Source organism: Microcystis sp. M165S2 (assembly GCF_020245885.1).
Taxonomy (GTDB): Bacteria; Cyanobacteriota; Cyanobacteriia; order Cyanobacteriales; family Microcystaceae; genus Microcystis.
This window is the reverse complement of sequence record NZ_JADBTZ010000020.1, coordinates 1-6,005: the sequence shown is the minus strand read 5'-3', so window position 1 is coordinate 6,005 and position 6,005 is coordinate 1. Positions and strand designations below refer to the sequence as shown.

Sequence of the window (6,005 nt, the reverse complement as noted above, 5' to 3'; positions counted from 1 at the left end):
TTGTACCAAGAGATGTACTATAAGAAGGATAATGCAAGGTTTTTGAAAGTCCCAATCCTATTTTCGCAGCACTAACATCGGACTTTAACAGGTCAAAAGCTTTATTTTAAAAGGGTTTTACCATTATTCAGCAAGCCCTAATTATAACCAGCTACTTAACTAGATTTTTTTCCTGTGAATAATTGATAACTAGCTGAGGTTGTCGGCGCTAAGAAACAGATGAGAACATTGATAGATTCAGAGTCTAACTATTGACTAATAGCTATTCTCGGCGGGGGAATCAAGATTGCTTGACTCTCTTGGCTGCTAATGAGTTGAAGCCTTTGTCACTTTGCTGATAACCCTCAGACCGACTAACTGTATACTAGGCTATAAGATTTGCTTAAAAATCTTCAGACCATGCCGAACTATCGACAGTACAGCGATCGCCAAATATGAATCAAGGCATAGATTTACAAGAAAGTTTCATTAAATCCCTAACAGACTTGGGATTAAGTGGAGGACTGGCTAAAGCGATTTGGATGCCTTTACCCATGTTCCTGATGATTATAGCCGCCACGGTGGGGGTTTTAGTCTGCGTCTGGTTAGAAAGGAAAATTTCCGCCGCCGTCCAACAGCGTATCGGACCGGAATACGCAGGCCCCTTGGGCGTTTTACAACCGGTCGCCGACGGTCTGAAATTAGTCTTTAAAGAAGATGTCGTCCCCGCTAAGGCTGACCCTTGGTTATTCCTCTTTGGGCCAATTTTGGTGGTGATGCCGGTGTTTGTCTCCTATCTCATCGTCCCCTTCGGTCAAAATCTGGTGATTACCGACCTAAACGTGGGTATCTTTTTATGGATTTCCTTATCCAGTATTGCCCCCATTGGCTTATTAATGGCGGGTTATGCCTCGAATAATAAGTATTCCTTGCTGGGAGGCCTGCGGGCGGCGGCGCAATCGATTAGTTATGAAATTCCTTTGGCTTTATCGGTATTAGCGATCGTGATGATGTCTAATAGTCTCAGTACCATTGATATTGTCGAACAACAATCCGGTTATGGCATTTTAGGCTGGAATATCTGGCGCCAACCGGTGGGGTTTCTGATTTTCTGGATTGCCGCTTTAGCTGAGTGTGAACGTCTGCCTTTCGATTTACCGGAAGCGGAGGAGGAATTGGTCGCCGGTTATCAAACCGAATACGCGGGGATGAAATTCGCTCTTTTTTATGTGGGTTCCTACGTTAACCTCGTGCTATCGGCCCTAGTTTTCGCCGTCCTCTATCTTGGTGGTTGGGAATTTCCTATCCCCGTCAATGCTTTGGCCGGCTGGTTGGGAGTTAGTGAAACCAATCCTTGGCTACAAATTATCACCGCTTCCCTAGGGATTACGATGACAGTATTAAAAGCCTATTTTCTCATCTTCATCGCTATTCTCTTGCGTTGGACCGTACCCCGGGTTCGCATTGACCAATTACTCGATTTAGGCTGGAAATTCCTCCTACCGGTATCTTTAGTTAACTTACTACTTACCGCCGCCCTAAAACTAGCTTTTCCCTTTGCTTTTGGCGGTTAATTTCCGTTTTTGCCCTGTTAACCCACTATACCTCTGACCATCATGTTTAACATCCTCAAACAAGTCAGCGATTACGCCAAAGGTAGCATTCAAGCGGCGAAATACATCGGCGAAGGTTTATCCGTTACCTTTGATCATATGCGTCGTCGTCCGATTACCGTCCAATATCCCTACGAAAAGTTAATTCCCTCGGAACGTTATCGGGGTAGAATTCACTTTGAGTTCGATAAATGTATCGCTTGTGAAGTTTGTGTGCGAGTTTGTCCGATTAATTTACCAGTAGTAGATTGGACTTTTAACAAGGAAATTAAAAAGAAAGAACTCAAACACTACAGTATCGATTTTGGGGTCTGTATTTTCTGCGGCAATTGTGTGGAATATTGTCCGACTAATTGTTTGTCCATGACCGAAGAATACGAACTAGCGACCTATGATCGTCATGAATTAAACTATGATAACGTCGCCCTAGGCCGTTTACCCTACAAAGTCACCCAAGACCCGATGGTGACACCTCTGAGGGAATTAGGTTATCTACCTAAAGGTGTCATCGAACCCCACGATTTACCCGCCGGTAGTCAACGCGCCGGTAAACGTCCAGAAGAAATTACTGATTAATTAGCAGTTAGGAGACTCCGAGATAGCTTTTTCTCCCCAATCCCCCCCCGCAACGCGCACGCAGTGACCACTCCATCACCTAATCCCTGACTGATAACTAATAATTAATAACTCTCAAACATAAAAGGAGATGAAACTACTGTGAATTTAGCCGAGGGCGTTCAAATAGTATCTTTTGGCATTTTAGCAGCCCTGGTAATCGGGACCGCTTTAGGCGTGGTACTATTATCTAATATCGTTTATTCCGCCTTTTTATTGGGCGGTGTTTTTATCAGCATTTCGGGTTTATATCTCTTACTAAATGCTGACTTTGTAGCAGCGGCACAAATTCTAATTTATGTGGGCGCAATTAACGTTTTAATTCTCTTTGCCATTATGCTTGTTAACAAGCAAGAGGACTTTTCTGATATTCCTAAACGTTGGATTCGTCGGGCATCTACTGCTTTAGTTTGTGTGGGTTTATTTGTACTGTTATCGACCATGGTTTTAATCACGCCTTGGTCAATTTCTAGCACTTCTCCCGCAGTAGTGACTAATACTTTAGTAGAAATCGGTAAGCATTTCTTTAGTGATTTCCTGCTACCCTTTGAATTAGCTTCCGTGCTATTATTAATGGCCATGGTCGGAGCAATTATTTTAGCTCGTCGTGACCTTATCCCCACCCTGAAAGCTGAAGAACCTACGGCCACAGCTTTAACATTGCCCGAACGACCTAGAGAATTAACCGCCCCTAAATAAGACCAAAGAAAGAGGTATCATGCAGATTCAGTTAGAGTATTATTTGTTATTAGCGGCGGCTTTGTTTTGTATCGGAATTTACGGTTTAGTCACCAGTCGCAATGCTGTCCGGGTTTTAATGTCGATCGAATTGATGCTCAATTCCGTTAACATTAACTTAATGGGTTTTTCCAACTATCTTGACCCCGCTAATATCAGAGGCCAAATTTTTACTATTTTCGTGATTACCGTAGCGGCAGCCGAAGCAGCCGTGGGGTTAGCGATTATCCTGACTATCTATCGTAACCGCGACACCATCGATATGGAACAGTTTAACCTGCTCAAATGGTAAGCTTTTAAATATTTACCCCCCCTCTCCCTTTTTTGGGGAGAGTTTTTTTGGCTAATTTTCCCTGTTAACGGGGATAAATCTCGGTGACAACTCGATCGGGGGAACTACTACTAACAACAATGTTATTATCTTCTAAAGTTCCGATCGCTTTATCGCCAGTGAGATTAAATTTTGGTTCCTGTTGTTCATAGATAATATTCCCCTCGGCCTCGACAATTTTTTCCGACATTTTCCAAGTTAAGATCTGACTATACAATTGCGCTCCAGTTTTCTGATTAATCCCCTTAACCCCATCCTTGAGATAAGCGATACGATTGCCTAATTCCACCACCACACGATTACCGGTAATAGTGATTTGATCTTGATATTGAAAAATTTCCGTGGGGCGATCGGACGTTAGGGTACGATTTTGATAGTTCCAAATTGCCTGAGAACCAGAAATCTGTAAAGGTGGTTCTAAAGAGCGATATTCGAGGTTTTCTTGTAGGATAACCTGATTATTTTTTCTTTCCCAACGACCGCCGATAGCAGTAAGGCGATCGATAATAGTTTTATTAATATAGCGATCAAAAGCGACTTTTTGATCGGTACTAATGACCTGTTGAGGAATTTCCCAGTACAGGCGCTCGGTTTGCAGGACAACACGAGATTCCTTGGCGGTAGCCACCACTTGACCTTGTAATTCTAGTTTTTCTTGGCGCGTGTCGTAGCGTCCTTGGCGCGCCTTGGCTTCTAGTTGTAGATGACTACCTTTGATCCCTTTGGGGGAGATTAAAATACCTTCCTTGGGTAGCCAACGCAATTCAGGCGCGTTAATAATGGCCTTATTGCGGGGATCTACAGCCACAATATTATCTTTGAGGAGAATTTCCTGGCCTTCCTTATAGACTTCACCGCGGTCAGCACTAACCTGTAAAACTACCTTCCCATCTTGATAGATATTACCCTTGATATTTTCCAGACGGGCAATTTTTTGGTCTTGGGTGTAGGTAGCTTTTTTGACTTGAATTTTCCAGAGGGGTTGTCCGGAGGGGTTAGCCTGTTCTAAGGTGGCATTATTGAGAATTAAGCGGCCAGTTTCTTCAATTTTAGGCGATTCTGTCGGCGAAATTGTCGGCGGATCAGGCGGTTGACAGGCCGTTAATCCCAGCAAACCGATTAGAAGGGCAGCCCCGCGCCCAATTGATAGTTTTAAGTGTAACCGCTGCCTCAATTTCGATCGCTCCGCTGCTATTTTCTCTCCTCCCAGTGTAGGGTAAGGGGTCGCCCCTTGACCGGTTGAAAGTAGTTCACTCGCTAGTTTTGCTAGGAAAAACCCCCGGTTGAACGGTGAGAGTTTGTTGTTTACCCCTGCGGTTAATCTCGATTTCCAGATTACCACCGATCGCACTGGTTTCTACACCTTGCTGCACATCGGCGGCGGTTTTAACGGGATTTCCTGCCACAGTTTCGATGATATCACCCGCTTGCATCCCGGCTTTTTGGGCGGGGGAATTTTCCACCACTCGCAGGACGATTACCCCTTCATTTTGGTCAATATTAAAGTTTAATTCTTTAGTTTCGTTCAATTGCTGCCGTAATTCTGGGGTTAGCGTCACCATGTGGATACCGATGTAGGGATGTTCCGCTTTACCCTTGCTAGATAGCTGTCCCGCCACTTTTTGGGCGGTTTCGATGGGAATAGCAAACCCTAAACCCTGAGCATCGGCCCGAATTGCCGTATTAATGCCGATAACTTCCCCGTTGGCGTTCAGCAACGGGCCGCCGGAATTGCCGGGGTTAATAGCGGCATCGGTTTGAATAAAACGGACTCGTTTATCGGGAACCCCCACTTCGCTGCTAGTCCGGCCCAAGGCACTAATAATGCCCACCGTAACCGTATTATCTAAGCCTAGGGGATTGCCAATAGCGATCGCCCACTCCCCGGGGATTAAAGTTTCGGCCTTGCCAAAAGTCACCGTCGGTAAATTTTCCGCCTCGATTTTCACTAGGGCCACATCGGTCATATTGTCAACCCCCAGTACTTTACCCTGATAGGTTTGACCGTTTTTCAAAGTCACTTTTACTTGGGTTGTCCCTTCCACCACATGGGCATTAGTTAAAAGTAGTCCATCTGTACTGATTATAAACCCAGAACCGGTTCCCCGTTCCAAATGCTCCCTGGGAATCGGCACTTCATTACCAAAAAAGCGCCGAAAAAAGGGCTGTTTAAATTCTTCGGGAATTTGGTCGGCCACTTCCCGGGCCGAGTCAATCCGCACCACCGCCGGCCCGACTTTCTGCACGGCCTGGGCGATAAAATTAACATTGCCGTCGTTTTGGGGAATAACAGGGAGAGAGAGGGAAGCGGGGAGGATTGCTGGCGGTTTATTTACCTCTAGGGGTGCTTTTCTGCTTAAATACTGATTTCCTAGCACCCCCACAGTACCGCCTAGGGCGAGTAATCCCAGTGAAATCCCCAATCTTGTCAATAAACCCATAAGCTCTAGCCCTAAAATGTCGTGTGCGGTAGAATCGGCCCCAAACTTACCTATATTATAGGCTGTCTTTTTTGTCGGTAGGAAAGAATCAATGGGAACTTACCCCGTTTACCGGTCTTCTTTTAGCGGTAAAATCACGAAACAGCTTTGACATCCTCGCCGCCGTAAAACGGACGGCGATTCCTCACCACGCCACCTTTTTAGAATGGTCGCTGAATGGGGTTGACGCTTCACGGGATGCTGCTTCTTTAACAGAAGTCTTACGCTTTCCTCTACGTCCGTTTAAAG

General features: G+C 45.2%; 7 protein-coding genes. 5 read left to right on the top strand and 2 right to left on the bottom strand.

The features are described from left to right. Positions 1–434 precede the first annotated feature (434 nt). From nuoH to nuoK, 4 genes are all read left to right on the top strand, one after another. Positions 435–1,553, top strand: coding sequence for an NADH-quinone oxidoreductase subunit NuoH (nuoH, locus tag IM479_RS01135; RefSeq protein ID WP_016514317.1), 1,119 nt, complete (start codon positions 435–437; stop codon positions 1,551–1,553). Positions 1,554–1,595: 42 nt separating this feature from the next. Continuing rightward, entirely contained in the window at positions 1,596–2,168 is a 573-nt protein-coding gene (gene ndhI / locus IM479_RS01130; protein WP_002733194.1) for an NAD(P)H-quinone oxidoreductase subunit I, read from the top strand. A gap of 141 nt (positions 2,169–2,309) precedes the next feature. Then, positions 2,310–2,906, top strand: coding sequence for an NADH-quinone oxidoreductase subunit J (locus tag IM479_RS01125; protein ID WP_002762100.1), 597 nt, complete (start codon positions 2,310–2,312; stop codon positions 2,904–2,906). A 25-nt stretch (positions 2,907–2,931) separates the two neighbouring features. Continuing rightward, positions 2,932–3,237: an NADH-quinone oxidoreductase subunit NuoK gene (nuoK, locus tag IM479_RS01120; RefSeq protein WP_197533180.1), complete on the top strand. Its 306-nt coding sequence runs from the start codon at positions 2,932–2,934 to the stop codon at positions 3,235–3,237. Positions 3,238–3,301: 64 nt separating this feature from the next. On the opposite strand, the gene lptC is transcribed toward nuoK, so the two are convergent. Together lptC and IM479_RS01110 are read right to left on the bottom strand one after the other, a co-directional pair. Continuing rightward, positions 3,302–4,450 (bottom strand): LPS export ABC transporter periplasmic protein LptC, encoded by a 1,149-nt coding sequence (gene lptC / locus IM479_RS01115; RefSeq protein WP_287684706.1) that lies wholly within the window; start codon positions 4,448–4,450, stop codon positions 3,302–3,304. A gap of 76 nt (positions 4,451–4,526) precedes the next feature. Beyond that, positions 4,527–5,717, bottom strand: coding sequence for an HhoA/HhoB/HtrA family serine endopeptidase (locus IM479_RS01110; protein ID WP_287684705.1), 1,191 nt, complete (start codon positions 5,715–5,717; stop codon positions 4,527–4,529). 71 nt (positions 5,718–5,788) lie between these two features. Between IM479_RS01110 and IM479_RS01105 the strand changes: the two genes are divergently transcribed. Continuing rightward, positions 5,789–6,005: hypothetical protein (locus tag IM479_RS01105; RefSeq protein WP_287684704.1), on the top strand; the 217-nt coding region annotated here is incomplete at its 3' end.